General features: G+C 71.3%; 34 protein-coding genes. 26 read left to right on the plus strand and 8 right to left on the minus strand.

The features are described from left to right. Positions 1–174 precede the first annotated feature (174 nt). From F7Q99_RS38270 to F7Q99_RS38285, 4 genes are all read right to left on the minus strand, one after another. Positions 175–981, minus strand: coding sequence for an NAD(P)-dependent oxidoreductase (locus F7Q99_RS38270; RefSeq protein WP_153471615.1), 807 nt, complete (start codon positions 979–981; stop codon positions 175–177). Positions 982–1,022: 41 nt separating this feature from the next. Continuing rightward, positions 1,023–2,222, minus strand: a complete 1,200-nt coding sequence (locus F7Q99_RS38275; RefSeq protein ID WP_153471618.1) for an HAD-IA family hydrolase — start codon at positions 2,220–2,222, stop codon at positions 1,023–1,025. Next, positions 2,219–3,259: an AAA family ATPase gene (locus F7Q99_RS38280; protein WP_230211333.1), complete on the minus strand. Its 1,041-nt coding sequence runs from the start codon at positions 3,257–3,259 to the stop codon at positions 2,219–2,221. Before F7Q99_RS38280 ends, F7Q99_RS38275 begins: the two co-directional genes overlap by 4 nt. A gap of 165 nt (positions 3,260–3,424) precedes the next feature. Next, a complete protein-coding gene (locus tag F7Q99_RS38285) occupies positions 3,425–3,754 on the minus strand; it encodes a GntR family transcriptional regulator (RefSeq protein ID WP_195911425.1) in 330 nt (109 codons plus the stop codon). Positions 3,755–3,941: 187 nt separating this feature from the next. On the opposite strand from F7Q99_RS38285, the gene F7Q99_RS38290 reads away from it, so the two are divergent. From F7Q99_RS38290 to F7Q99_RS38390, 23 genes are all read left to right on the plus strand, one after another. Beyond that, positions 3,942–4,247: a hypothetical protein gene (locus F7Q99_RS38290; protein ID WP_153471624.1), complete on the plus strand. Its 306-nt coding sequence runs from the start codon at positions 3,942–3,944 to the stop codon at positions 4,245–4,247. A 2-nt stretch (positions 4,248–4,249) separates the two neighbouring features. Then, positions 4,250–4,435 (plus strand): hypothetical protein, encoded by a 186-nt coding sequence (locus tag F7Q99_RS38295; RefSeq protein WP_153471627.1) that lies wholly within the window; start codon positions 4,250–4,252, stop codon positions 4,433–4,435. Further along, positions 4,432–4,566 (plus strand): hypothetical protein, encoded by a 135-nt coding sequence (locus tag F7Q99_RS42940; protein ID WP_268267728.1) that lies wholly within the window; start codon positions 4,432–4,434, stop codon positions 4,564–4,566. Before F7Q99_RS38295 ends, F7Q99_RS42940 begins: the two co-directional genes overlap by 4 nt. Beyond that, positions 4,563–4,733, plus strand: coding sequence for a hypothetical protein (locus F7Q99_RS38300; protein WP_153471630.1), 171 nt, complete (start codon positions 4,563–4,565; stop codon positions 4,731–4,733). Before F7Q99_RS42940 ends, F7Q99_RS38300 begins: the two co-directional genes overlap by 4 nt. After that, a complete protein-coding gene (locus tag F7Q99_RS38305) occupies positions 4,733–5,023 on the plus strand; it encodes a hypothetical protein (RefSeq protein ID WP_153471633.1) in 291 nt (96 codons plus the stop codon). The genes F7Q99_RS38300 and F7Q99_RS38305 overlap by 1 nt, the downstream gene beginning before the upstream one ends. Before the next feature lie 618 nt (positions 5,024–5,641). After that, the gene (locus F7Q99_RS38310; protein WP_153471636.1) at positions 5,642–5,872 is read left to right on the plus strand and encodes a hypothetical protein; all 231 of its coding nucleotides are present in this window, start codon (positions 5,642–5,644) and stop codon (positions 5,870–5,872) included. Between the two features lie 198 nt (positions 5,873–6,070). After that, positions 6,071–6,205: a hypothetical protein gene (locus F7Q99_RS42945; protein WP_268267729.1), complete on the plus strand. Its 135-nt coding sequence runs from the start codon at positions 6,071–6,073 to the stop codon at positions 6,203–6,205. 33 nt (positions 6,206–6,238) lie between these two features. Further along, the gene (locus F7Q99_RS38315; protein WP_153471638.1) at positions 6,239–6,790 is read left to right on the plus strand and encodes a hypothetical protein; all 552 of its coding nucleotides are present in this window, start codon (positions 6,239–6,241) and stop codon (positions 6,788–6,790) included. Next, positions 6,787–7,041: a hypothetical protein gene (locus F7Q99_RS38320; protein WP_153471640.1), complete on the plus strand. Its 255-nt coding sequence runs from the start codon at positions 6,787–6,789 to the stop codon at positions 7,039–7,041. The genes F7Q99_RS38315 and F7Q99_RS38320 overlap by 4 nt, the downstream gene beginning before the upstream one ends. Further along, positions 7,038–7,553: a hypothetical protein gene (locus tag F7Q99_RS38325; RefSeq protein ID WP_153471642.1), complete on the plus strand. Its 516-nt coding sequence runs from the start codon at positions 7,038–7,040 to the stop codon at positions 7,551–7,553. Before F7Q99_RS38320 ends, F7Q99_RS38325 begins: the two co-directional genes overlap by 4 nt. A 125-nt stretch (positions 7,554–7,678) precedes the next feature. Continuing rightward, positions 7,679–9,997: an FtsK/SpoIIIE domain-containing protein gene (locus F7Q99_RS38330; RefSeq protein ID WP_153471644.1), complete on the plus strand. Its 2,319-nt coding sequence runs from the start codon at positions 7,679–7,681 to the stop codon at positions 9,995–9,997. A 360-nt stretch (positions 9,998–10,357) separates the two neighbouring features. Then, positions 10,358–13,066: a hypothetical protein gene (locus tag F7Q99_RS38335; RefSeq protein ID WP_153471646.1), complete on the plus strand. Its 2,709-nt coding sequence runs from the start codon at positions 10,358–10,360 to the stop codon at positions 13,064–13,066. 232 nt (positions 13,067–13,298) lie between these two features. After that, positions 13,299–13,535, plus strand: coding sequence for a hypothetical protein (locus F7Q99_RS38340; protein WP_153471648.1), 237 nt, complete (start codon positions 13,299–13,301; stop codon positions 13,533–13,535). A gap of 126 nt (positions 13,536–13,661) precedes the next feature. Further along, entirely contained in the window at positions 13,662–14,165 is a 504-nt protein-coding gene (locus tag F7Q99_RS38345) for an AAA family ATPase (protein ID WP_153471651.1), read from the plus strand. A gap of 161 nt (positions 14,166–14,326) precedes the next feature. Then, positions 14,327–14,704: a hypothetical protein gene (locus F7Q99_RS38350; RefSeq protein WP_153471654.1), complete on the plus strand. Its 378-nt coding sequence runs from the start codon at positions 14,327–14,329 to the stop codon at positions 14,702–14,704. A gap of 267 nt (positions 14,705–14,971) precedes the next feature. Beyond that, positions 14,972–15,370 carry a hypothetical protein gene (locus F7Q99_RS38355; protein ID WP_153471657.1) on the plus strand — a complete coding sequence of 133 codons (399 nt, stop codon included), beginning with the start codon at positions 14,972–14,974 and terminating at the stop codon, positions 15,368–15,370. A 104-nt stretch (positions 15,371–15,474) separates the two neighbouring features. Beyond that, positions 15,475–16,065: a hypothetical protein gene (locus tag F7Q99_RS38360; RefSeq protein WP_153471660.1), complete on the plus strand. Its 591-nt coding sequence runs from the start codon at positions 15,475–15,477 to the stop codon at positions 16,063–16,065. Between the two features lie 89 nt (positions 16,066–16,154). Then, positions 16,155–16,409: a hypothetical protein gene (locus F7Q99_RS38365; RefSeq protein ID WP_153471663.1), complete on the plus strand. Its 255-nt coding sequence runs from the start codon at positions 16,155–16,157 to the stop codon at positions 16,407–16,409. Between the two features lie 28 nt (positions 16,410–16,437). Then, positions 16,438–17,445 (plus strand): beta clamp domain-containing protein, encoded by a 1,008-nt coding sequence (locus F7Q99_RS38370; protein WP_195911426.1) that lies wholly within the window; start codon positions 16,438–16,440, stop codon positions 17,443–17,445. A 129-nt stretch (positions 17,446–17,574) separates the two neighbouring features. Further along, positions 17,575–18,429 carry an ASCH domain-containing protein gene (locus F7Q99_RS38375; protein ID WP_153471669.1) on the plus strand — a complete coding sequence of 285 codons (855 nt, stop codon included), beginning with the start codon at positions 17,575–17,577 and terminating at the stop codon, positions 18,427–18,429. 165 nt (positions 18,430–18,594) lie between these two features. After that, positions 18,595–18,828, plus strand: coding sequence for a hypothetical protein (locus F7Q99_RS38380; RefSeq protein ID WP_153471672.1), 234 nt, complete (start codon positions 18,595–18,597; stop codon positions 18,826–18,828). Between the two features lie 143 nt (positions 18,829–18,971). Beyond that, on the plus strand, positions 18,972–19,358 hold the full coding sequence (locus tag F7Q99_RS38385) for a RapZ C-terminal domain-containing protein (RefSeq protein WP_153471675.1): 387 nt from the start codon (positions 18,972–18,974) through the stop codon (positions 19,356–19,358). Between the two features lie 109 nt (positions 19,359–19,467). Further along, complete coding sequence (locus F7Q99_RS38390) at positions 19,468–20,328, plus strand: endonuclease/exonuclease/phosphatase family protein (protein WP_153471678.1); 861 nt, start codon at positions 19,468–19,470, stop codon at positions 20,326–20,328. A gap of 508 nt (positions 20,329–20,836) precedes the next feature. On the opposite strand, the gene F7Q99_RS38395 is transcribed toward F7Q99_RS38390, so the two are convergent. Both F7Q99_RS38395 and F7Q99_RS38400 read right to left on the minus strand, forming a co-directional pair. Then, on the minus strand, positions 20,837–21,814 hold the full coding sequence (locus F7Q99_RS38395; RefSeq protein WP_153471681.1) for a hypothetical protein: 978 nt from the start codon (positions 21,812–21,814) through the stop codon (positions 20,837–20,839). Next, positions 21,814–22,614: a ParA family protein gene (locus F7Q99_RS38400; protein ID WP_153471684.1), complete on the minus strand. Its 801-nt coding sequence runs from the start codon at positions 22,612–22,614 to the stop codon at positions 21,814–21,816. Before F7Q99_RS38400 ends, F7Q99_RS38395 begins: the two co-directional genes overlap by 1 nt. 199 nt (positions 22,615–22,813) lie before the next feature. On the opposite strand from F7Q99_RS38400, the gene F7Q99_RS38405 reads away from it, so the two are divergent. Further along, positions 22,814–22,987, plus strand: a complete 174-nt coding sequence (locus F7Q99_RS38405) for a hypothetical protein (protein WP_153471686.1) — start codon at positions 22,814–22,816, stop codon at positions 22,985–22,987. Positions 22,988–23,102: 115 nt separating this feature from the next. On the opposite strand, the gene F7Q99_RS38410 is transcribed toward F7Q99_RS38405, so the two are convergent. Continuing rightward, entirely contained in the window at positions 23,103–23,330 is a 228-nt protein-coding gene (locus tag F7Q99_RS38410; protein WP_153471689.1) for a DUF397 domain-containing protein, read from the minus strand. Beyond that, on the minus strand, positions 23,327–24,199 hold the full coding sequence (locus F7Q99_RS38415; protein ID WP_326847572.1) for a helix-turn-helix domain-containing protein: 873 nt from the start codon (positions 24,197–24,199) through the stop codon (positions 23,327–23,329). Before F7Q99_RS38415 ends, F7Q99_RS38410 begins: the two co-directional genes overlap by 4 nt. A 284-nt stretch (positions 24,200–24,483) precedes the next feature. On the opposite strand from F7Q99_RS38415, the gene F7Q99_RS38420 reads away from it, so the two are divergent. After that, on the plus strand, positions 24,484–24,732 hold the full coding sequence (locus tag F7Q99_RS38420) for a hypothetical protein (protein WP_153471695.1): 249 nt from the start codon (positions 24,484–24,486) through the stop codon (positions 24,730–24,732). Then, complete coding sequence (locus F7Q99_RS38425; RefSeq protein ID WP_153471698.1) at positions 24,729–25,151, plus strand: ATP-binding protein; 423 nt, start codon at positions 24,729–24,731, stop codon at positions 25,149–25,151. Before F7Q99_RS38420 ends, F7Q99_RS38425 begins: the two co-directional genes overlap by 4 nt. The last annotated feature ends 69 nt before the right edge of the window (positions 25,152–25,220 follow it).

The raw sequence follows: 25,220 nt of genomic DNA on the forward strand, positions 1-25,220 counted from the left end.
GGCCAGGGGCGCCGACCCACTTGAACGCCGTCCGGACCCTCGGGTCCGGGCGGCGAAGTTCATTTTGGATCACTGACGATGACAGCCTACCCCTGTGGACAACGCGGAGAGTAGGCGCAAGATCCCCGTGTCGATCTGACGTCCTAACGATCGGACGGACCGACAAATCCCTTGTCACTCGGGCCCCCGCAGCAGTTCCAGGGCGCTCTCCATCGACAGGTCGTCGCTGTCCTTCGTGTCCGTCCAACGCCTGAGCGTGCTGGCCACCGTACGCAGGACCTCGTCCGGCAGCCTCGCCGTGCGCAGCGTGTCGGCAGCCTCCTCCATCTCCGGTGCCCACCGCCACGCCCGTGCTGCCGTCTTGGCGATGTAGTCGGTTTCGACCAGGTAGCTGCCGGCCCGCTTGCCAGCCACGTCCAGCAGCGCCTGGTCAACGCCGTGGTGACGCGCCAGGGCGTAGGAGAGCGCAGCGAGCACCCGGCTGGCCTTCTGGTACGCCGTGTAGGACACCTTCAACGCGGAGGCCTGACCGATCTCCTCGCCCAGAACCGGCGTCGACACCGCGGTCCCGGAGAACAACGCAGTCACCAGCTCGGTGGCACCGGAAGGGCCGGAGAGGAACAGTCGCGTCTGCTTTCCGCCGACCGGCGGGGAGCCGATCACCGAGCCGTCGACCACTGCTCGGGCGCTGCGGCCCACCAGGTCGGTAATGCGCTGCACCCGGTCCGGGCTGATCGCGTTGCCTTCCACGTAGACCCCGGTGAACCCATGCCCGGCGACCTCGTGGGCGACGTCCTCGGCCGCAGCCGGCGGACACAGGCTCAGCACGACCTCGGCCTGTTGGAACAGCTCGCCGAGCTCGGCCACCGGCTCCAGTCCGGCCTGCTCGGCACGCCGCCCAGTTGCGGCGCTCCGTCCGGCCGGGCACCACAGCACCCTGGTCCCGGCCGACATCGCGCAGGCCGCGACGGCCGCACCCATGCTCCCCGGGTGCAGCACTCCGAGAACCCGCTGATCAGGCGTCACCGGCCACCGCCCCGGACGAAAGCGAACGCCTCTGCGGCGGTGGGTGCGACGTGATCCGGCTTCACGCCGCCAGGCCAGGGGTGACCATGCGAGATCCACACGGTGCGCAGCCCGGCCTTCCGGCCGCCGGCGACGTCCAGGTCGGCGTTGTCGCCGATCATCCACCCGCCCTGGGAGAGGTCCCGGCCGACGCTGGCGGCCGCGGCCTCGAAGATCTGGCGGTCCGGCTTCCGGGCGCCGACTTCCTCGGAGATGCACACGGCGCCGACCGCGTCGGCGATGCCGGACGCCGTCAGCTTGGCGCGCTGGATCTTCCCGCCGCCGTTGGTGACGACGACGACCTGGTGGCCAGCCTCCCGAACGGCGGTCAGTGCCTCGATCACGCCGGGGAACGGCTTCACCGACGCGGCGAGCTCCGGCTCGTACCGCGCCCAGAGTGCGCCAGCCGACTCGGGGAGGCCAAGCTCCGCGCACAAGCCCTCGACCAGGTTCACGTCCGCTCGGATCCGCATGGCTTCGAGCATCCGCTGCTCAACGACAGGGTCCAGACCGTGTTCCGTGCAGTACCCGGCCACCCAGGCCGCCACCGCGGAGAGCCGGTCGATCAGCGTGTCGTCGAAGTCGACCATCACCAGGTCGCCGCGTGGTGCGGTGAGCGCCTGGCGGATCTGCGCGGCGGCAGCCTCGGGCCCAACCTCATCGGTGCGGATGGTCAGGTCGAAGCGGAAGCGCGGGTTGGCGTCGAGGTCGGCCCGGGTCGCATCCCACGCCGCCAGTCGCGCCGGAGTGTCCGCGTCGCCCCGGCCGATCGACCGCGCCTCGGTCACCTCCCGCGGGCACCACAGCAGAACGGTCAACCAGTCGCCTGCGTAGCCGGAGAGCACCGCCTGGACTCCGTCGACCTGGCCCAGGTGCATCACCGGGACCCCCGCCGCGAAGGCGTCGTCCAGGCCCGGCCGGTCCGTCACGTACGTGCTGTCGTACCTGGCGTTCTCGTACACCACTGCGCCCGCCCGTCGCAGTTCCTCCAACTGCTCCTGCGTGGCCATCCGGTAGCCAGCGGATCGGCCGGGCCCGGCCTTCAGCCGTGAGAACAACTGGAAGTTGGGGTCGAGGCGACTCAGGGCCTGGGTGATGGTGTCCTTTCCCGTGGCCGGCGGACCGTAGAGCAGCACTCCCCGCTGTGTCCTGGTCATGCGCGCACCTCGGCGAGCGCGAGGCGAGCTTGGTCCGCCAGGGAGATCGCCGCGCCCATGCGGTTGTCCACCACCAGGTGCGGGACCACAGGCCGGGTTTCGACATCGATGGTGGCGATGTACTCCCCCCAGTTGGCAAGCTTCCACGTGTCGCGGGCTGCGGAGCGAAAGGTGATGTAGTCGCGCATGCTCTCGGCATCGCACTGCACCCAGATCGGCGAGACGTCGACGCCCTGGGAGCGGCAGCGGTTGGCGAAGCGGGTCATCCAGCTCTCGTCCGTCATCTCAGCGATGAACGGGGCGGTCAGTACAGTGGAAATACCACAGGCGATGTTGGCGTAGGCGGCCTGCATCAGGCAGTCGTACTCCAGCGCCCGCACCCGCGTCCGGTACATCTCGGAGTGCCGGTCATTCGGATCCGAGCCGAGAGAGACCAGGAGCTGTTCGACCAGCGGCCTGGTGAGCGGGTCCTTGTCCAGGAGCGGCCACCCGGTCAGCTGCGTCAGAAACCTGGCGAATTCAGACTTCCCGGAGCCCGCGAACCCGCCGACCAGCACGATCGTGGGACGGTGCGGGTCTCCACCGGTGTGCCGTCGGCGCCACGCGTCCATGATCCGCTGCTGCAGCATCATGTTGTCGGATTCCGCGGTGCCCGGTGCGATGCGATGAAGCGCCCGCTCGACTGCCAGTACGTGAGCGCCGTTACGCGTTTCTGAAGTCGGCGTCAAAGCGAATGCCGCAGCATCCTCTCCAGGCAGAGGATTCCTGAAGCCGAGCTGGGGCTCGGTCGCGCGGTAGAGGGCGCAGTACGCGCGCCGATAGTCCGGGCCAGGGTAGATCTCACCCTGTTCATGCCCCCAGATCGTCTGGGCGTGAGCAGCGGGAACGCTCTTCAGCCCGGCCTGCTCAGCCACGATCCGCAGGCGCTCGCCGGCCTGCTCGAGTGTGAGGCCATGAGCTTCCCGTTGATCGCGCAGCTTGTCCGGCCGCCATCCGGGCCGAGCCCTCACCATGGCCTGTACCTCCGCTGTCTTCATACTCGGGAGCGTAGGACTCGAGTTCGGAAACTCATGTATACGCGGACATTGAAAACGTATTGATGGAGCTGGTTATGGATCTCACCACGGGGATGTGATGGTCACTCACCTGGGAGTCGGATTTGATCGAAGCATCAAGAACCGGCCCAAGGGAGTGCCTGTTGATCACGTTCTATGGAAGAGCGCCTGCTCGACTCGCTCAAGGCGGGCAGTCAGGTCGGCAACCTGTCGCTGCAGGTCCTGGACCTCGGAGGACGGTTGGCCTTCGTCAGGCGACTGCCGCACGAAGCTCCCCTTCCCCTGGTGCGAGTAGATCAGCTCAGCCGAGCGGAGCTCCGCGAGCGCCCGCTGCACCGTCCCGTGGGCAACCCCGTAGTGAGTAGCCAGCTCGCGGGTGCTGGGCAGCTTGTGGCCCGGCCGAAGTTTGCCTAGACGGATCTGATCGCGCACGTCCTCCACGATCCGCTGGTAGGGCTGGGCGAACTGATCAGTCATGAGCCACATCGTAGAGGCACCTCCCCGTCATAGATAGCTTCACCGACTTAGTTGACACAGTCGGAACTGTATCAGCTAAGCTGGCTAAGCCAACACGGAAGTGCTCGTGAAAACGGCAAGGCCCCGGTGCGCCTGGACAGCTTCCACCGGGGCCTCCACGGACCAGCTCGTCAAGGAGAGATCCGCAATGACCAGCATGACCGACTCGCACGAGGGCCAGAACACCGCCCCCACGATCAACCACCAGCTGATCACGGGCCTCGAGGGCCAGTACGAGGCCAAGGTCCTCGCGCTCGTGATCCGGGACCTGTCGACCGTCGCCCCGGCCGCCGGCGAGAGCGTCGTGATGAAGCTCGTCGCCGAGGTCTGGAAGCAGGCCGCGGACCACATCGAGAAGGCCGCCACGACCTGGACCCACATCAGCTGGTTCATCCAGGACGCCATCAGCCGCTTCGTCCAGCCGGCGGCCCAGCCGCAGACGGCGGGGTGCTGACCATGGCGCAGCAGACGCCGCCGCAGACGGCGGAGCAGGCCAAAGCCGTCGCGGAGCGCGCCGGAGCGTTTCACGCCGCGATCCACTCGGCCCGGACGCCGGACCAGATCCGAGAGGTCTGCGTCGCCGCGGCCGCCGACTTCACCGCCCGCCACGGCCAGCCGGCCGGGCCGGGGGTGTCGCAGTGAGGATCACCGACACGACCGCCGCCGCCCCGACGCCCATTCCGCCCATCGACTCCAAGCAGATCGCCGACGCCGCCAAGGCCGCCGGCCGCCTGCTCGCCGGCCTGCTCAGCCGCAAGGGGGGTGGAAAGTGACCAGCGAGCAGCTGCACTCCGCCGTTGCGAACCTCAGCAGTGAGATCGCCGCGCACACCACCACCCACGGCATGACCGGCCAGTTCCCGGCCGACGCCCAGATCCCCAGCCCGCAGCCGGTCCCGCAGCCGGCCGACGGCCGGGGCGCGGCGGGAGGTGCGTCCTGATGGCGGGACGAATCGCCGCGTTCTTCGGCCTCGGCTCCAGCAACTCGGGCTCCGGCACCTCCGGCGGTACGAGTGCTCGGAGCGGCAGGAGCTCGTCGAGGGGCTGGCGCCCGGCGGTGCCGCTGCCCGGCGGGCGCGAGGTCCACCCGGCGCCGGCGGCGACCGACCGGTCCGGCCGCCGGGTGTACTCGCCGGACCCGTACACCGGGCCGAACGCCTCCGCCACGCGCCGCAACTTCGGGCGTCCGGGGCCGTGGCCCGAGCCGCCCGCCGGTAGCCCCCGCGAGTAAGTCCGGACCGTCCTCCCCTTTCCCCTTCTCCTGCAGTTCGGCTCCCGCCGCCTGCCACCGGAACCGTCCTGGCATGCCCATGCCGTGACGGGGCCGGGAGTGGTGCGGCGGGCCCTCCCGGGCCCAGCACCTGACGCACGACCAGCAGCACCCGGAAGTCCGGCCCGAGGGGGCCAGGCCAAGGAAGTGCCCGTTGCTTCACAACTCCACAGCGCGACATCAGAGAACAACTCAGAGAACGGCCCCGAGGCCCGCGAGCGTGACGCCGCCCTGGGGTGCACCACCCGACTGCTTCCGCAGCACCTTCGGCACGGGGACACCGCCGCCCCGCTCAATCCAGGCGCGATCGACCCGGCACCCGGCCGGGCGGTGAGCGGCCGATCCGCCCTCCTTCGGCACGAGGGCCCGGCCGTCACGCACCCCGCACCACCGTGAACCCACTGCTCCACCCCGGCGCTCCGGACGGCCAGCCAGGCCGCGAGCGCCCCCGCGCCCCGGGCCCGGCCGGTGCCACCGCATCAACGGTGCGCACCGGCCGCCGGGCTTCCGGCCACCCGAACCAAATCTCCCGGCGCCGAACCGGCCCGGGAACCCCTCGACATCCGTCAGGAGAAGCTCATGGTCACCAACCACATCGGGCCCGACGCCGTCATCCACGGCACCGTCATCCAGACGTCGGGCGGCACCACCGTCCCCGGCGCCCGGCGCACCGTCGTCAACAGCATCTCCGGCGCCCGGATCGCTGGCCTGGTCATCCAAGCCGGCGCCGTGAACGGCCTGGACCTCGGCGACGAGGACACCGCTGAGAGCACCGCGCCCGGCACCGGCCAGGACCCGCAGACGCGCTGAACCGCCTCTCACCCCGGCCCGGCCGCCGACCCGCACCAGCGAGGCCGGCGGCCGGGCGGCACCCCGTCCCGCCCGCACCCGTAGCTGCCCTGGACCGCCGACACCGCGACCCGGCCCTCGCCGGACCGCCGGCCGCCCAGGGGAGCCACGGGCCCGCCCCGAACTCCACCACTTGTCGCTCCTCCGAAAGGCGCGCACATGACGTTCGACCAGGTCTTCTTCGCCTTCTTCGCCACCTGCACCGTCACGAGCCTGTGCTTGCTGCTGGCGCGGTACGCGGAAGCCCACCTCATCCCGCCCTACCTCGACCGACTGGAGGCCGACGATGCATGACCCCGCCCCGGACGGCGGACCGGAGGTGACGACGTGACCGTCACACCCGAGGTCCCGCCGCGCCCCGCGTACGACCCCGCCGTCCCGGAGCACACCGAGCCCGCGGACCTGGCCAAGCACCACCCCGGCTACGACGGGGACGGCCTGGCGGAGCTGGCGCAGGAACTGCGCCAATCCCGCCTGGACGCCGCGATCCCGCTCAAGGCCGACGACGCGGGCCACTTGATCGACTGGGCCCGCGTCAAGCGCGCCGCCTCCGCCATCAGGCGGGCGGCGCAGGCCTGGCCCAACCTCGCGGCTGCCGCCGTCGCGGCCGTCGGCCCGGCCTGGCTGTGGCGCGGCGTGGTGGAGGACTGCTCGCACTCCTTCCGCCCCGCCGCCGACGTCGCCGACCCGGGCCTCGGCCTCGGGCTGATGACGCTCGTCGGTGTCCTGGTCCTGCGCTCCCGGCTGCGCGGCGTCGTGCTGCGCACCGCGCTGCGGATGACGGCCTGGGCGGTGGTGTTCGGCACCCTCGCCTACGGACCGGCCCGCGCCTGGGCCGGTGCCCTCCTGGGCTCCGTCTTCACCGGGGCCCTCCGGTGAGCGGGGCCGACACCGCCGACAGGATCCCGCTGCTGCCCGAGCTCATCCTGCCGGTGACCGAGTTCGGCTACGCGTGGGCGGCGGCGCTGGCCGTCGCCTGCTTCGTGCTGGCCGTGGTGCTCGTGTGGGTGCCCGTCAAGCACGTGGTCCTGCGCGGACTCCGGGACCTCGTCGCCCAGACCGCTCTCATCTCCTTCTGCTGGGCGGCTCTGTCCATCGCATTCGCCTACGCCTGGGAGATCAGCCAGTGAAGCTCGACATCACGCACATCGTCACCCTCGCCGGATCCGGCTTCGGCTTCCTGCTGTGCGTCAGCACCCTCGGCTTCTACTTCTTCAAGAACGGCCGCAAGTTCAAGTTCGTCACCAAGAAGAAGTTCTGGATGCCGTACGTGCTGGGCCTCGGCGTGATGGTGCTGGCGTCCTCGTGCGCCGGCGGCCTGCTCGCCCTGGTCTCCGGATTCTTCACCGGCGCCGGCAACCAGGGCGGCACCCTGGTCAGCCGCGGCCTGGTCGGCGGCGACGGCGCCGCGCCGGTGGCCCAGCACACCCAGCTCACCTACTCCGGCTCCTGGATCGCCCTGGCGGTCCTGGTGTTCGCCGGGCTCTTCCTCTGGTTCGCCAAGAAGTGGGAGGAGCGCCTGCTCATGCTCTCCGGCGCTCTGACCGGCTCCACCTGGGGCCTGTCCATCTCCCTCGGCGGCCTGGCTGCCTGGTCGGGCATCCCGCTCGCCAACTGGCTCGGCCACCTGATCATCGGCTGACCCCGGCCCGTGATGGGCGCCCCGGACCCGCCCGCCCGCACCACGCGGCGCGGCGGCGCCGGGGCGTCCACCCTAGACCGGACCAACCCCGCCCAACCCCAACCCCTTGGAGCCTGGAGGCCCCGTTGCGTACCGAGACCGACCCCGGCACGGCACCCGCCGAGGCCGACCCGCCGCCGGCTTCCGGCCCCGACACGCCGCCGGAGGGCGACAACGCCGACGGCGAGAAGAAGCCGAACCGGATCACCGCCTTCGCGTCCGGCACCACCCGGCGCACCGGCGAGGGCGCCCGGCTGATCGGGCAGTGGCTGGCCCACTGGGCCTCCACCGCCGACCAGTCGAACGACGAGATCCGCCGCCGCCTGGTGGCCGCCCAGCTCGAGGCCTACACCGAGCGCCGCACCGAGGTGGAGGCCGCGTTCGGCAAGGAGACCAAGAAGGTCGTCCGCCTGGAGGAAGAGGCCGCGGACGGCGGCCTCACCCAGGCCCAGCGGGGCCAGCTCACGTTCAGCCGTGAGACGGCGCGCAGGCTGGAGAAGACTCTCAAGGAGATGCGCAAGGCCGACTTCCGTCCGGTGCAGCCGACCGAGCGTCAGATCGCCAGGGCCCGCTCGTTCGGCCGGCTGCGCCGGGGCGGGGCGCTGATCGGCGCGGCCGGCGGCGCGGCGGCCGGTGCGGTGAACGCCCCGCCGGCCGGGCTGCTCGCTCTGCTCGCCGCGACCGGCCTGGCCTGGTGGACCGCCGCGCACCCGCCGCGCCTGACCCACCGCCCGGTCCCCGCCGAGCTGTTGCTGGCCGAGCTCGACCCGCCGGCCAAGCCGGACACCGAGATCGCCGAGGACGGCACCGTCCTGGAGCAGGCCGTGGTCGAGGATCCGGCGCTGTTCTGCGCGGAGACCGACCGGCTCACCATGGCGATGCTCTCCGCCGGGGCGATCAGCGAAGGCCGTGTCCGGCTGGCGGCCCCGGACGCACTCACCCGCCTGGCCAACGGCTGGATGGCCAAGGTCGTCCTGCCTAAGGGCGACGGGGCGAACGTCGAGACCGTCCTGCCCAAGCTCGGCAAGATCGCGGGCGAGATGGACTCCGATCGAGACCGCTTCTTCATGGAGGCGATCCACGCCAGCGCCGGAGGCAACGCCAAGACGATCGCCGTCGCGATGTTCGACACCGACCCGTTCCTCAACGGCGTCCCCTCGCCGCTGGTCGGCGCGACCACCGTAGACGTGTGGAACCGGGGCATCCCGGTCGCCGTCGACGCCTTCGGCCAGATCGTCTACCTGGTGCTGCGCAACACCAGCCTGTCCCTGGGCGGGGCCTCCCGCTCCGGCAAGGGCGCGGCGCTGCGCGGCATCATCGGCGGCGCGCTGCTGGACATGAGGGTCAACGTCCGCCTGATCGACGGCAAGGCCCCCGGCCAGGACCGGTGGCGCAACCTCGCCGCCACGTTCATCGACGAGGAGGGCAACCGGGGCGCCGAACGGGCGCTGCACCTGCTGGAGGCCGAGGTACGGGAGATGTCCCGCCGAGCGGCGATCCTCAAGAAGTACGGCGTCGAGGACATCAACGACCCCAAGCTGATCGACGAACTCGGCGGCCTGGAGCTCGTGGTGATGGACGAGGTGCTGCCGTTCACGGAGAACAAGAAGTTCGGCAACCAGATCAAGCAGGGCCTGGCCGCGCTGAGCGCGCGGGGCCTGGCCTTCGGCATCATCCTGATCCTCGCCACCCAGGTCATCACCAAGGGCGAGAACGGCGTCATCCCGCGCCTGGTCTCCGGCAACATCAGCTGGAAGTGGGCCATGCGCACCACCGACACCACCGAGTCGAACATGGCTCTGGCCCCCGGCGCGGCCTCGTCCGGCTGGGACGCCTCCAAGCTCGACCCCGACATCAAGGGCATGGGCATCCTGTTCGCCGAAGCCGGCTACAAGCGGCTGCGCTCGCTGTGGATCGACGGCGACGACATGCTCAAGCTGATCGCCAACGTCACCACCGCCCGCGCGCGGGCCGGACGACTGCGCGGCCAGTGGGACGACCCGATCGAAGCCGCCCTGCACGCCAAGAAGTGCGGCACCCCGGCGCCGGAACTACCCACCCAGGACGGCACCACGGTGCCCGCGGTCGACCTCACCAAGCCCGGCCCCGCCGACACCGCCGAGGCGCTCACCGAGAACGACTGGCAGATCCTCACCGCTACTGCGGACACCTTCGGCGGGCAGCTCAACGTGCTGTGCCGCCAGGTCGCCGAAGCCCTCCAGGCCCAGGACGGAACACGCTGGGCCGACACCAGCGCCGCTACGGTGGGTGACACATTCCGGCGTGCGGGCGTGTTCCGCAAGACCGTCCGCGTGGCCGGCCAGCAGTCCTCCACGGGCGCCGCCCTGGATGACATCCGCGCCCTGATCAAGGAACGGACGGTCGGCCCCGGGCCGACTACCTGACCGACTACGGGGTAGCTACCGGCAACTTCTCCCGCCGGTAGTCACCCCGTAGTTCCCCCCGTAGTCGGCGCTGTAGTCGGTCGCTGACCTGCGATGTTGTCACGTAGTCGGCGAATGGGGCCAACACCTTGCCCCCCAGGCCTGAACCCGGTCCAGAGCCGCAACCGGCCCCCTGGGCCGCTGGCGCGACTACACCCCGTCTACACCGCCGCACCGGCCCGCCGCAGCCAATGCCCACAGCCGGCCGCCACGCTCCAAGCCCAAGTCGCGGACACCCCGCCGATCACGCGGCTACAGCCCTTCCCTATCCCAGCGAATGTGACACACAGTCACCCCTCTTGTAGAGGAGAACCCGCTCAGATGAGCCCGACCAGGACCACCAACCGGCGCTCGCGCAAGGCCTCCCCCGCCAAGCCGGCACCCCGCCGCCAGGCCCCGGCCGCCACCCCGGAGACGACCGCGCCGAGCCCTCCCGAGGCCTGCCAGACCGACCAGCCCGCCCTCCCCGAACCCGTCGCGGCCCGGCCCGCCGCCGACCCCGTCCTCGCCGACGCGGCGGACCGCGCCGCCGACGTCCTGGCACTCGCCGAGGACCAGGCGCTCGCCTTCCTCAAGCGCGCCACCGCCACCGCCGGCCGCGACCTGGCGACCGCCGAGCAGTGGGCGGCCGAGGCCGAGCAGCTGCGCGCGGACGCCGCCGCCGAGGCTGAGTCGGTCATGCAGCGTGCCGACCTGGCGGTCCGGCAGATCCTCGACATGGCCAACGACCAGGCCGACCTGATCCTCCAGTACGCCCGGGAACAGCGCGAGGAGGCCGACGCCGACGCCCACGCGGCCACCGACCGGCTGCTCGAGGAGGCCACCCAGCGGGCCGCGGAGCTGCAGGCCGAGGCCGAACAGCGCGCCGCCGCCGTCCGCGCCCAGGCCGAGCAGGACGCCGAACGGATCATCGCCGACGCCGAGGAGCAGGCCCGCCTGCTGGCGGCCGGCATCACCGCCGACGCCGAGGAGAAGGCCGACAAGCTGCTCGGCGAGGCCGAGCAGCGCGCCCAGACGATCCTCGCCGACGCGCAGGCGCAGACCACCACCCTGCTCGCCGACACCGAGCAGGCCGCGGCCGCCCTCACCCAGGCCGCCGAGGAGCAGGCCGAGGCGGTGCGCAGCGAGGCGGCCGAGCAGGCCCGCCAGTGCGGCGTCCAGGCCGAGGAACTGCTCGCCGACGCCGAGGAGAAGGCCGGCGCCCTCACCCGCGCAGCCGAGGAAGCGGCCGAGCAGGTCCGCGCCCAGGCGCAGCGCGACGTCACCGACCTGCGTGCTCAGGCGGAGCGGCACGCGGGGAAGATCCGCGAGGACGCCGCCCAGCAGGCCGACACCGTGCTCGCCAACGCCCGTACCCGGGCCGATGGGCTGCTCGCGCAGGCCCGCGAGCAGGCTGAGGAACTGCGGCGCAGCGCGCAGGCCGATGCCGACCGGGTGCGCGGCGAGGTCCGCCGCCTGCGGGAGGAAGCGGACCGGGAGGTCGACCAGGCCACCGACGCCGCGCGGGAGGTGCGGACCAGGGCGACGGCTGAGGCCGACCAGCAGCGCGCTCAGGCCGTCGCCGAGGCGGCGCGGCTGCGGGGCGAGGCCGAGCAGGAGGCCAGCCGGATCCGCCGGGAGGCGGAGAAGGCAGCGGCCGCGGACAAGGCCCAGGCAGCCAAGGCACTGGAGAAGGCGCAGCAGCTGGAGGCCGAGGCCGAGGACACGCAGGCGCTGGCCCTCCAGGAGCTCGCCTCGGCACGCGAGGTGCTGCGGCAGGCCACCAGCCGTACCGCCCGCAAGCTGGAGCGCCGCCGTCTCAAGCGGGAGGCCAAGACCGCCGAGCGGGCCGGGCGCATCACGCTCGCTGGCCGGATGAAGGCGTTCCTCAAGGCCAACGCACGCAGGTTGCTGGCCATCGTGCCGATCACCGCGCCGATGGCTGTCGCCTGGACCGGTCAGGCCGGCTTCGCCCACGACGTCCTCGGCTGGATCTTCCCCGCGACGATCCTGTTCGCCGCCGCATGGGAGCTGTCCACCGCGTTCGTCGCGTGGATGTACCACGAGGCCCGCCAGAGCGGCGACAGCGGCACCCTGTACCGGGTCGGGACGTGGGTGTTCGCGATCGGCGCGGCCGTCATGAACTACTGGCACGCCTCGGCCACCGTCATCGGCCAGCAGTGGGACCCGGTCGCGCGGAAGATGGTGGACCAGGTCACCTACTGGGAGCCCACGCCGAAGGCCGTGGCGTTCTCGGTGATGAGCATCACTGGCATGGTGCTGTGGGAGTTCTACGCCCGGCTGATCCACCGCAAGAAGCTCCGTGCGGACGGCAAGGTCGCCAAGTCGCGGCCGACCATCGGAGCGATCCGCTGGATCCGCTACCCGGCGCACTCCTTCACCGCGTGGTCGCTGGCGATCACGGACGAGTCGCTGTCGACGGTGGAGCTTGCCTGGACGGCGGCGGCGAACCACCGCGCGGTGGTTCGCCGAACTGGCTTCGGACCGGTTCGCCGGTTCGTCGCCGGGATGATCGGCGTCGGCGACTGGGTGCCGGTTCGCGGACTGCCCCGCATCCCAAACTCCAGCCTCGCCATCGCCCTCGACGGTTCGGCGAACCCGGCCGCCATCCCGCAGTTCGCGGTTCGCCTCACCCGCGCCAGTTCGCCGAACTACAACCCGAACCGCTCCGGCGGTTCGGCGAACCACGCCCTGCCCGCAGCACGAACCGGCGAACCGACCGCGCGCCGCGAACTGGAAGCCGCGGACCACAGCACAGCCAACCGCGAACGGGCCCCGGCGGACCCCGAACCGCGAACCGCCACTGAGCAGGCACAACCTGCCACCGTCCAGGCCGGTTCGAACCGGCGCAGCGCCGCGCAGCTCCTCGCGGAGCAGCAGGTTCAGCAGGTTCTCGAACTGATCGAGACCCACGGCTACGACACGGTCGACCTCGACTACGTCATGACGAACCTCGACATGAAGAAGACCACCGCGCACCACCGCCTCGCCGACGCCCGCAAGGAGTTCGCGAACCGCGTCACGGCCTGACCGTGAACCGCGAACTCGATCCGGCGAACCGCGAACCGGATCAGGCGAACCGCGAACCGGTTCACCACCCCGTACCGCGAACCACATGAGACGGCCCCGGGATGAACGAACCATCCCGGGGCCGGTTCGGGCACCACGTGCCCGGCGGGCCGGTCTCGTCCCCGGCCCGCCCCCCATCGTCCCGCACCGCGAACCACCCCTCCGAACCCGTTCCCGAAAGGAAGTACTGCCCTTGTTCGCCATAGAGCGTGACGCCCGGATCGCCGTCCTGCGCAAGACCCACTACGAGCGCAGCCAGACCCTGGTCAACGTCCCCGTCGGCACCCGCTCCCACGGCAGGCTCCTCGTCGAATGCGAGGACATCAGCGACGAGATCGACCGCCTCAAGCGCTGCATCAACATCCCTCGCTCCGTTGCCATGACCGTGCCCGTGCTGCTCGCCGTCCTGGTCCTCGCCCTCGTCAGCTGACCGGCCGACCGGCCTCGCCCCCGGCCCGCACCGCCCGCCCGGCACCCAGCCCGGCGGGCGGCGCGCCCCCGGGCACGGGGCCGGCCGCCCGGCCACCACCCGACCCCGCCACCACGAGGAGCCCCCGTGAACTTCACCTACGACCCCGGCACTGCCGTCGTCCTGGTCGGCCTGTCCGGCGCCGGCAAGTCCTTCTTCGCGCAGCGCCGGTGGCCCGCCACCTGGCGGCTCAACCTCGACACCTACCGCGCCATGGCCACCGACAGCGAGGCCGATCAGTCCGCCACCCCGGTCGCCGCCCAGATCCAGGACCTGCTCCTGGACGCCCGCCTCTCCCGCGGCCTCACCACGATCGTGGACTCGACCGGACTGCTCCCCCACGTGCGCGCCCACCTGCTCGCTCGCGCCCGCTACTGGCAGCGCCCTGCGGCCGCCGTGCTGTTTGACGTGTCCCTTGACCTGTGCAGGCGCCAGAACACGGGCCGCACCCGCGTCGTACCGGACCACGTCCTGGCCGAACAGCACCGCCACCTGCCTACCGCTGACCAACTCCTCGTCGAAGGCTTCCGCTTCGTAGACCGCATCACCACCGCCTCCCCCGCCTACCTCGAACCGGCCCACGCTCGCTGACCACCGGACCCCGGCCTCCCGGGCTGTCCTCCCACCTCACCCGACCACCCAGGTCAGCACGGTGGCCGGCCGTCACCCGGACCGGTCGAAAGTCACCAACTCCCGGACCGAGCCCCGCACCACTGCCGAAAATCACCCGCACCACTCACGAAGGGAACCTGATGCACCACTTCGTCACTCTGTCCGGCGTCGCCGCCGTCCTCCTGGCCGTGTGGGCCGTCCAGCTGACCGTGCTGGCCCTCCACCTCCGCTACGCCATCCACCACGGCGTCCGCACCAGCTTTACCAACAGCTCCGAAGAGGCCCTGCAGATCGCCTGCTTCGTCGCCACGCTGGTCAGTGCCATCGGTGGGGGAGTCGCCTTCGGCGCCGGCCTCCATGCCACCGCCTGGGGATGGGCCCAGGTGATCCTCGCCATCGGCACGTCGGTGTCCTACCAGCTCCTGGTCTACGCCACCGGCTGGGACATGAAGACCTGGTGGCACAAGCGGAAGACGGGCAAGGCCGGCGGCACCGAAGGAGTCGTCGAAACGGCCTGACGCCCCAGCCTGACGCCCTTCACCCGGGCCTCCTGCTCCACCCCGGAGCGGGAGGCCCTTTCCCTGCCCGCACTGAGCGAAGGCCGATCCCGGCGGCCCCGAGCACGAGGCCTCGCCCCACCGCCGCAGCCTGACCCGCGCACCGAGCGGACCGCCGTCGCCGGCCCCGGGCCCCGACCGCACCCAGCGGCCGGCACCGCCGGGACTGGCGCGGCTGCCCGGTCACCCGACCCGCAGACCCCATCCCAGTAAGGAGAGATCGCCGGTATGACCGACAACCTGCCCCGTCTCACCGCCGCCCCCGACCTCGCCCTGGTCACCGTGGACGGCGTCATCACCGAGATGAGCGGCTACAACCCCCGCCAGCTCGTCCTCACCGACGACACCGGCAGCATCGACATCACCGTCCCCGCCGGCTGCCTCGGCGGACCCGCCGTCAACGACGCCGCCAGGCTCGTCGGCACTTACGCCGTCGTCGCCGGCCGCCGGGAGGACACCGGCCACGTCCTGGCCGCCGTCGTCCAGCTCGCCGAGCGCACCGCCGCCCGAGACCTGCTCATCCCCGCCACGCTCTCCGGCCTGTCCGAGAACGTCGTCCAGCTGCTGGCCACCACCACCGCCATCACGCCCCGCGCCCTGCCGCCCGGGCCCCGCACCGCCAACTGATCCAACCGAATAGCCCCGCCGCCACCCGCCGCCCGACCACTGGGCCGCGGGTGGCGGCGCACCCAGCCCTTCCCACACCACTTCGAAAGACACCGACCCAACCGATGCAGATCAACGACACCCGGATCCTGGCCGCCGCCGACACCGTCGCCAAGCTGATCGTCGACCTGACCCCGGACCCCTTCGACAACCTGCTGCGCCGCGACGACGCCTACACCGTCCTCCTGGCGGCACTCGGCCACCTGGAGGCGTCCGGCCGTCGCCAGACCAGCGTTGGCGAGCTGTACGCGATGACGCGCCTGGTCCCCAGCGGGCAGGTCCTCGGCAGCCACGACCGCCTGATGGTCCTTCTGGAGCAGGCCGCCGACCACGGCCGCATCCGCCTCGACCACGGCCAGGTCCACATCGGCGACGCGCCGACCGGCGGCGGCCCCGGCCACGTCTGGATGCGCCAGCTCACCCAGGGCGGCGCCCACGTCGAGCTGATCGGCGCCGAGCCCTGGGCGGTCGGCACCCACTGCCACGACGAGACGAAGGCGTGGTGGTACTGCACCGGCTGCCGCCACGGCCTCGGACAGGCCGGCGCGATGTACGTCTACGCGGTTCGCCAGCAGGTCAGCGACCACGCCGACCAGTGCCCTTTCCTGCCCCCGCTGCCCGAGGTCTTCCCGGCGCCGGTGCGCGCGCTCGACTGACCCGGCAGCGGTCCCGGGCACCGGATCGCCGGTGCCCGGGACCCGTGCCGCCCGCTGACCGCCACCAACCACTCGAGGAGCCTGCCGCCTTGAACGAAGCCGCCCGCCACGGCCTCCAGGCCCGCGACCCGGACCCGGAGATCGACCGCGAGTTCCAGGCCCACGCCCTGGACGCCGCCCAGCTCGCCGACGCCGCCCGCCACTACGCCGCCCGCCTCATCTACGGCGTGCGGCCCGAGGACGCCGACCACCTGGCCGCGCTCGCCGCGCGCCTGTCCCGCCAGGCCCGCCGCATCGATGGCATGCGCGCCATCGCCCGCCGCCCCCAACAGCCCACCACCTGAACCCCAACCCGGAAGGACACACACGCCCATGGCCACCACCATCGCCGCCCACCAGCTCGCCGAGGCCCTCACCCAGGTCATGCCGCACATGGCCCACCCGACCAGCAGCACGCCGACCCTGGCCGGCGTCCACTTCGCCAACGACGGCGCCCACCTGCACACCGTCGCCACCGACCGCCACACCCTCGCCGTCGCCCGCCGCCGGCTGCACGACTGCGAGGACGAGTGGAACACCACCGTCGGCGCCGTGCACATCGCCTACCTGCACGCCTGGGCCGAAGCCCACCCCACCCACAGCGACACCGTCGACCTGGACCTCCAGGCCGGCCAGCTGACCGCGACCAGCACCGCCGGGCGCATCGCCGTGCCGACCATGGACGGCGTCCACGCCCCCTGGCGGGCCCTGCTCGCCAAGCACCTCGACCACCCCTGCGAGCCGGTCGACGTCTCCATGCTGGACACCCAGTACCTGGCCCGCTGGGCGCAGGCCGGCCGCCACCTGCAGATCACCCAGGCCTCGCCCGAGGCGCCGTACATCCTGGCCGGGCCCGACTTCATCGGCCTGCAGATGCCCGTACGCCCGATCCTCCAGGAGGCGCCGACCCGGGCCGGGCTCGCCGCCGACTGGGCCACCTCGATCGGCGGCGCGACCGGTACGGACGTCGACCTGCCGCTGCCGGCCGACGGCGACGCGGCCCCGGCCATGACCGAGGACCTCCTCAAGCAGGTCCTCATCTCCGCCCAGGACCTGTACGACGTCGTCGGCGGCGAGGACCGCGCCGCGATCGCCGCCCACGCCCGCGCCGGAGCGCACGCCTGGACGGCGCACCGCCTGCTCCAGGTCCTGCGGGTGATCGACCCGCGCACCACCGAACTCGCGCTCGCCGACATCAACGGCGAACTCGAGGCCGGTGACTTCCCGGAGCTCGCTTTCGACGACGCCGAGACCCTCGGCCACCAGCCGCAGGCGTGGGTCGACTCCTACCTCGCCGCCCGCGACGCCAAGCGCGACACCCCGACCCCGGCGACGGTCTGACCCCCGCTGGCCCCGGCCATCCCGGCCGGGGCCAGCGCTGTCACCCAACCGCCCGCACCGCTCCACCGCCGCGACTCGGACGACCGCCGCATCCCGACCACCATCCGCCCCTACACCAAGGAGACCCCGTTGACCGTCATCCCCCGCACCTCCGACTCCCCCGCCTCGCACGCCGTGGGCGTGGACTTCGACCTCACCGTCGTCGCGCACCGCGACGGCTGGCAGGACGGGCGCATCTACGGCGACCCGATCCCCGGCGCCCTCGAAGCCGTCCGGCGGCTGATGGCGTGCCGCTCCGTTTTTTGCGTCACAGCCCGCCACCGTCGTTACCACCCCGCCGTGGCCGCCTGGTTCGTCCGCCACGGCATCCCCGCGGTCGTCGACGAGGACCCCGACCGCGCCTACTGGCACGGCGACAAGCTGCTCGTCACCAACAAGAAGCTGGGCGCGGCCCTCTACATCGACGACCGCGCCCTCGCCTTCACCGGCGACTGGGCCGCCGCCCTCCCCGAGGCCATGCGCCGGATCGGCGAACGGCCCAGCCAGGCTCCGCAGTCTGCCGCGAGTCTGCCGGCGCTGACGATCCGCCAGCCGTGGCTGGCCGCAATCCTCGCCGGCGACAAGACGGTCGAGAACCGAAGCTGGCCGACCCGCCACCGAGGCCCGGTCGTCCTGCACGCCGCCCGCGCCCTCGCCCGCGACGGCCAGGCCGACCCGCTCGTCCGGGCCGTCCTCGCCCGCCCCGGTGCCCCTGCGCTGACGACCGGCGCCCTCGTCGCCACCGCCAACGTCACCGACTGCCACCGCGACACCGGATGCTGCCGCCCCTGGGGCCTTCCCGGCCTGTGGCACTGGCAGCTGGACGACGTCCAGGCCCTCCCCGACCCCATCCCCGCCACCGGCCGCCTCGGCCTCTGGCGCCTCGACCCCGGCCAGCACACCCTGCTCCACCGCCACCAGGGCGCCGCAAGCCCCGCCCGCTGAGCGGACCGCTGGCGACAAGAGGCAACAGGAAACATCACAAATCCCCTTACACCACCTCAATTCGCAAGGGAGCATGGAGGCACGAGGAAGCGCAGAACGCGCTCCCGTACTCCCTGCAAGTCCGATCAGCCATCCAGCACGCTCTTTGACTGAGGAGTCATCACCATGGGTTTCTTCCGCCGCAGCTCCAACTCGTCCGGCTCGTCTGACTCGACTGCGGTCTACCAGGCCGAGGTGGACGTCACCACCGCGTCCGGGGAGTCTGTCACCTACAGGGGGTCCGGTCTCGGCCCGGCCAAGGCCTCTGGCGCGCACCTGCTGGACACCGTGGAAGCCGCCGCCCGCGACGCCGAGCCGGGCGGCACGGTCACCGGCTCGCGAGTCCGCAGGGCCCGGTAGCAGGCCAGAGGCATCCTGGCGCCCACACGGCGCCCAACACACAGACGGCGGGCCGTCCCCAGTGCAGATGGGGGCGGCCCGCCGCCGTCATCATCCCACCACCCGTAGCCCCGCCCCCATTCACGAACGAGGAGAACCCGCCCATGCACCCGATACGCCTGATCTCGTTCGGCTACCTGCACCTCAAGGGCGGTCCGCCGCCGACCGCCGACCGCGTCGAGGACGTCCGCGACCGACTCCGTGACCCGGCCGCCGCCCGCGACATTCTCGACCTCGACGGTCTCGACCCCCGCGTCCAGCGAATCGTCCTCAACACCCCCGGGGCCCGTGAGCTGATCGACAACCTCGCCGACTACGCGGGCCTTCCGGCCGGCCCCCGGCGCATCGCCATCGGATGTGCCGGGGGCCGGCACAGGGCATCTGGTCTTACCGAAATCCTCGCCCGCGAACTCCGCGACCGCGGCCACCAGGTCGAGGTCGAACACCTCCACGTCCATCTGCCCCGCGTCCTGAAGAACAGCGATCGGTGACCGCTCTCGGCCCAGGCCGCTGGCGCGCTCCCTTCGCTGACGTCCTGGCACCGACGATCCGCACCCGCCGCCCGCCCAGCCCATCACCGCAACAACGAGAGGGAAGACCGTGATCCTGACCATCGCCATCCAGAACCTGCAACGCGGCGGCCTGCTCGACGCAGACGGCGGCCACGAGGACCGATGGCCTCTCCTGGCCAAGCGGCTCGCCGCCGTCGAACCGGACCTGGTGCTGCTGCAGGAAGCCGAAGGCTGGGAGACCGCCGGCCACCGCCAGCTCGTCCGTGCCGAGCGCGACCTCGGCATGGACGGCCTCATCGCCCCGTCCCGCTCCGGCCGCGGCACCGCGTTGCTCTACAGGCGCGAGACCCTCGGCCGACGCATCGCCTGGAACACCGACTACACGGCCGACGAGATGCACCACGGCTTCGGCGTCGCCGGCTTCGACATCGGCCTGCCCGCCCCGCTCGCCGTAGCCAGCATCCACCTCACCCCGTACAGCGCGGACAAGGCCGTCACCGAGGCGGACTTCGCCGCCAGCCGCGCCTACCGGCACGGCCCCTACTGCATCCTCGGCGGCGACATCAACTACCCGCCCGCCGCCGGACCCGACCCGGCCTGGGACCGCATGCGCCCCTACAACCGCGGCACCCGCACCCTGCTCACCGACCCGGCACTCGGTCGGCAGAGCGGCCCGGTCCCGGACCGGCGCGTCGCCTGGAAACTTGCCGCCAACGGTCTCAACGACGCGGCCTGGCACCTGTACCAACAGACCGGTAACGAAGCCCTGCTGCACCGCACCGGCGCCGACGACCGGATCGACCAGCTCTGGGTCTCCGCCCCGCTCGCCCCGGCCATCGTCTCGTACGCCCTGCTCGACACCCCGGCCGATGCGAGCGACCACCACGGCCTGGTCGTCGTCCTCGATACCGACCTCATCGACACCAGCCAGCCGTGGGCGTACCGATAACCGGCCACTCCGCCACCATGCGCGCCGTCCACCCCACCGCCGCCCTGCCGGAGCACCAGCTCGATCAGGACCCGCGACTTCCTGACCTATCGCCGCCTAGGCGCTGACGCTGCCCACCATGACGCCCCGCTGACCGAGCCACCCAGGCCAGGACGGCGGGACGCCACGGTGCGCGGCGCGGCCACCCGGCCGGCACCCCAACCAGAGGCACCCCTCATACACACCGCCCGCACTGCCCGCTTCGCCGCCGCTTGCGCCCTGCTGCGCGTCGGGGCGGATGTCGGTGATCACTGGATTAACGCTGCAAAGGTCGTTCCTCGGCGTCTCACTTTCGAGGGGCAGTCGTCAACCATTGTCGGTGCGAGGAGCCGGACGCCAGGCCCGTCCACCAAGGACGCCGCGAGCAGCCGGACGCCACGCAGAAGGTCGGCCTGTCTGCGTGGCATCGGTGCCACGCAGACAGGCCGACCTTCTGCGTTTCCCGATGGATTGACGCCCGCCGCTGGAGTCAGCCGACGATCTCCGCGTCCACTGGAGCAGCCGCCACTGCCGCCGCAGCCGTCTTCTTGGCAGCCGCCAAGCGCTTACCGAGACGCTGTAGCTCGATGTCCAGGTCTTCCAGGTGTCGATGGGCTGCGGCGGGGTCGGCCTCCACCGCGGACTTCAACGCGCGAGGGGCAAGCAGTGAGGCCACCCGGTCCCGCAGCACGGCTGCCGAGCGACTCAAGTCGCGCAGCTGCGCCACACCCGGCTGCTCCTCGGCTCCGAGGTCAGAAATTTCTGACCTCTGCTCGCTGGGGACGGGGTCAGAAATTTCTGACCCCGCCTTTTGCTCGGGGATGGCCGGCGTCGTTAGCTCGGCGGCGAGCTCGACCAGCCTGGCTGCGGTGGGGCGCTTCTTGCCTTGCTCGGTCGCTTCGGTCACGCCGAGCTCGACGACCGTGCGGGCGGTCTTCAGGTCATGGGAGGCGATGACCGCCGCCACTGCCTTGCGGGCTGAGGCGCGGCTCAGGTACTGGGTGAGTTCGGGCCCCAGCTCTGCGACAGCCCGTGCCCGAGCCGCGTCCTGCATCAGCTCGAAGATGTATTTCTCGTCCACGTCCAGGACCCCGGACGCCCACACGGCGAAATTCGTATGGCCGGCGACCACATGCAGCTCTCGCTGCTGCGCGGTCTCCAACAGGACGCCCTTGTTGAGCACCACGAAGTCCTCGGCCCGCCGCCCGAGGCCGTCGATCTCGATCAGCCGCTCGGTGACATAGGCGAGCTGCTCCTCGGGGGTGCCCGTGATGTCCTCGGCGGTGAGCACCCGGCCGCCCGCGAAGACGCTCGGCGCGCCCTGAGTATCCACAATCGCCGGCAGCGCGGAAGTGGCAGCCTTCTGTGCTGCGGCCTGCTGCAGCTCGGCGGGCACCGCCGGATCGACCGCGGAGTCCGGCGACTTCTTCAGCCGGCTGGTCCCGGCCTGGATCAGCTTGTTGGCCATTACAGGGACACTCCTGCCGCAGTGAGGATTCGGTCGTAGGCATCCGTGAGCGCCTGGGCCTCCTTGCCGGTGGCCGCGGTGATCGGCACGCAGGCAAACCGCGTCTGCTGGCGCAGCGAGTGCCGGGGAATCGCAAGATCGTCGAGGTACAACTCCCCGTAGGTCTCCGCCAGGTAGCCCCCTATGGCGTCCTTCAGGGTGCTGCGCCCGCCGGGGACGATGGAGGGGACGATGCCCACCACCCGCAGGTCCGGGTTCATGCCGAGGTCCTTGACCAGCTTGATGGTCGCGAGGGCCTCCTTGGCGCCGATGCGCCCGTCCTCGTCGAGGGTCGCCGGGATGATCACGTCGGTCGCTGCGACGAGGGCCGACGTGACCAGCTTGCCGCCAGCGCGCGGCGGCAAATCAAGGATGCCGACCGAACCAGGCTTTATGGCGCCTTTCAGAGCAAGCCGCAGGCGGAACTCCAGCCCGACCGCGACATTGTCGGTCTCTCGGTTGGCAAGGGCCCGTTCCGCTGCGATCACCTGGACTCCTGGCCACGCGTCGGACGCCGGGGCGAAGGCTTCGGCGGCCAGCCCGGTCTCGCCCTGGGGGTCGAGGGCGAGCAGGTCGTTCATGGTGAAGGCCGGGGCCTGGTCTTCGGAGATGCCGAGTTCGGCGGTGAACGTGCCGCGAGGGTCGAGATCTCCGGCTACGACGTCCAGACGTCGCTTGCGGGCAGCGGCTGTCAGGCCGGCCGCCAGGGCGCTTTTGCCGACGCCGCCCTTCTCGCTGTAGACCGCGATCACTCTGCTCATGCCCGGCCCCTCTGACCGTTGAATGCCCAATACACGGAAGGCAGGCTATCTGGGGCGCAGTGGCGCGAAGAACACCGCGGGCGTGTCATCACATTTCCGCCCACCGCTAAAGCGGCGACCGGGCCCCGGCACCAGGCTTTCCACGGCGCCGACCTCGGTGAGGGAGCGGGTGGTCTTTACGCCGTAAAGATCGCCCGCCGTGCCACGCGAGGCCGGGAAGTCGCTGTCACAGATCATGGGTTTCGGCGCCGTCCAGGGGCCCGGCTCCACCAGGGTCGGAGCCATGACGGGCTTCGAGGAGCGGTCTCTCTACTGGCGCCCCGGCGAGGCGGTGTCGGCCCTGTTCGAGCGACTGTGGCCCTACGGGAACTGACCGTAGCCCAGGACTCACCCGGACAGCGTGATCATGTCGCCCGCTGGGCATGGAACCCGCACAGCGAAGGGCCGCCTCCCCCTGCTTCGAACGGGGGGAAACGGCCCTTCGCTGATCAGACGCCGAAGTTCCGGGCGAACGCTACGAGACCGGCGAAGGCCTCCGGTGTGACGAGCAGGGCCGGCCCGGCGGGGTCCTTCGAGTCGCGGATGGCCACCGCTTCGAAGCGGGTGGCAGTCAGGTCGGCGACCTCGACGCAGTTGTTGCCGGATCCACCGCTGTAGGACGACTTGAACCAGTCGGCCACGCCGGCGAGTTCGGGAGCAGTGATGTGGTGGGTCATGAGGTGATCTCTCGGGTGAGTTGTTGCAGGAACTCCGGTGTCGCCTCGGAGGGGAGGGCCGAGCGGGACAGCGCCTCGAACATCCGAGTGAACCGGCCGACTTCGCGGGACTTGTCTGTGAGGGACATACCGGCCCCTGTGTCGAGCTGGACCGTCATGGGCAGCTTGTCGCCGAGGTCCAGGAGCGTGAAATCGGAGAGCGACAGGTAGCCGCGAACTGACTGGGGCAGGATCTGCACGGTCACGTGGTCGAGCTTCGCAATCCGGGTGATCTCCTCGTACTGCTCGCGCATGATGTCCACGTCCCCGGCCACGTACCGTAGCGCCGGCTCGTACAGGATCGCCCACAGCTTGACAGGATCGTCGGAGGTCACCACCCGGTCCTTGCGCTTCATCCGCAGGGCCACGCTCTTCTGGATGAACTCCGTCGTGGATTCCTCGATCGGCTTGGCGATCTCGTGTTGCGCCTTTGCGTACCGCTCGGTCTGCAGCAGTCCGAGTACGCACGTGGGGTGGTAGGCGCGTATGGCCTGAGCCGCGGACTCGACGCCGAGGAAGCGCGGCATCGAGGGCGACATCGTCGCCACCGTGTACGGCGTCCACCAGTCCTGGCGCGAGGCGGTCCGCTGGAGCTCCACCAGGCGTTCGGTTTCGTCCTCGTCGTCAACGCCGTACCGGGTGAGGAGCTTGCGCAGGTCCCCGGCGTTGCGGAGGTCCTGGAAGCCGGTCTCGACGCGCTGGAGTTTCGTCTCGCTGAACGACAGCCCCTTGACGGCGTCCTCGAGCGTGATGCCGGCCTGCTGACGCAGCTCCCGAAGCTCGTGCCCGAGTTCGATCCGCCGTGCTGTCGGCCTCGGCCGTGCTGCCACGTGCTCACCTCCGGAGTGCATGCGTCTACCGTCCGTACCGATCCGCGCAGTGTTGCACGTCACATGCACGCCGTGCCAGGCCATGCGTTTGCGATGGCATGTGCCACTTCTCCTTCGTCGGGGGATTCAGCGCCGATGCCGTTGCAGATTCAGCGTAGACGCGCCACCGTGGTGGCACGCCCTGGTTGACGGGGCATCAGAGACGGTCAGTCGAGGCCCGCGAGACGCCGACGACCGCCACCTCCACCATCGGACTGCGGAGGTCTTCGTGCGTCGATCTGCTGATGACCAGCTTCGCCGCCGGGTGTCGGTCGACATCGCGGCGGGCCCTGCCAGGCCGGCTGGCACGTGCGGACCTGGACGAGCTCCTGAAGCGGGTGTATCCCGCCGGCGCCCCTCGGGGCGCGTGGTGTCGACAGCCGGACGGCACCGAGGTCTTCGTCGAAGGCTTCGAACGCGCCTTGCGCCGCGCCACGGTCCTGCGGCGGCTGGAAGATGGACGGTGGCTCAGGAAGTACCGGGGGCCGGCGTGACGACCACCGAACTCGCTCCCACCGGGCCGGCTCCCCGGCCCCGCCCGGCCACGGCATCCCTGCACTACCGCCCAGAGTCGGCACGGGCCGCCCGCCTGCTCGTCCGGGGCAAGCTCACGGAATGGGGCCTGACCGAGCTGGTCGACCCGGCCGAGCTGATCGTCACGGAGCTGGTCTCCAATGCCTGCAAGACCGGCTGCCTGACGTTCATGCAGGTGGCCGTCCGACGCCCCGCCCCGGGATTCGTCCGAGTCTGCGTGCGGGACGGCTCCCTGGAGCTGCCGGTGCTGCTGGAGGCCGGCGACGACGAGGAGTGCCACCGCGGGCTCGCCCTGGTCCACGAACTGACCAGCGGCCGGTGGGGGACCACCCTCGAGCCCCGGGGCAAGAGCGTGCACGCCGACCTCCCGATCCCCTGACCGCACGTCATCCCGTCAACCGGCCGAAGTCGGCCACGACACAAGCCATCGCTGTCCGTTACTGCGTGA

It is taken from the genome of Streptomyces kaniharaensis, assembly GCF_009569385.1.
Lineage (GTDB): Bacteria > Actinomycetota > Actinomycetes > Streptomycetales > Streptomycetaceae > Kitasatospora > Kitasatospora kaniharaensis.